The sequence below is a fragment of the Vreelandella neptunia genome (assembly GCF_022489065.1).
In the GTDB taxonomy this organism is placed as follows: Bacteria; Pseudomonadota; Gammaproteobacteria; order Pseudomonadales; family Halomonadaceae; genus Vreelandella; species Vreelandella neptunia_A.
In genome coordinates this window covers 1-647 of record NZ_JAKVTW010000066.1, presented here as the reverse complement: position 1 = coordinate 647, position 647 = coordinate 1, and the positions used below count along the sequence as shown (strand labels likewise).

The following is a 647-nucleotide window of genomic DNA, read 5'->3' as shown; positions in this document are numbered from 1 at the left end:
AGTAAAGCGTAGAGCGATTACCTTGGAGGAGAGGGTCGAGGAGCTTGAGCGTCAAGTTGACGAAGCCTACAAGGAAATGCACCAGAGGGAAGAGGCTGTAAAAAGCCTAGTATCTGATGTGAAAAATGAGCTTTTATCTAAAATCGCTGAAAATCAGGCTGGCATTCGAGGTGTCGAGGGTAAACTGGATAACACCACCCTTGGCGGATTAAAGCAGCAGGTGTTTGGCGTATTGATCGTCATTTACGGAGCGCTATTAGGCCATATTTCTTAATCAGTTGTTGTAGTTTGTTCCGGGCCTGCGGCCCTCCACCGGACGCCTACTACGCTGTGCTTCGTAGTCGCCGCTAAACAAAAGCGTTAGGTTCAAGGAGAGTTATGAGTATCCATCGGATATCTAGAGAAGAATTCGATTCATTGGACATCGACAAGATGGGATTCTTTCCTGAAAAATCTTGGTTCAAAAGTAATGGTATTGATATTGCAGGAACGGTAATACGAGACCCTTTTGATAAAGATTGGTCATACGTGATCGTAGCAAAAGAGGAAGATGGCCTTTATAGGTACATAAATGGGGAAGTAAGCCTAGCGACCCAAGACGAGGCTGAAGAAAAAATATACTCGAAAATGCTGGAACTCAACCAAAA

General features: G+C 44.5%; 2 protein-coding genes. Both read left to right on the top strand.

Features of this window, described 5'->3' with window-relative positions:
* A partial coding sequence (locus tag MLE19_RS22855; RefSeq protein WP_240720618.1) for a hypothetical protein occupies positions 1 to 274 on the top strand: 274 nt, incomplete at its 5' end.
* 104 nt (positions 275 to 378) lie between these two features.
* On the top strand, positions 379 to 647 hold a 269-nt coding region (locus MLE19_RS22850; protein WP_240720617.1), incomplete at its 3' end, for a hypothetical protein.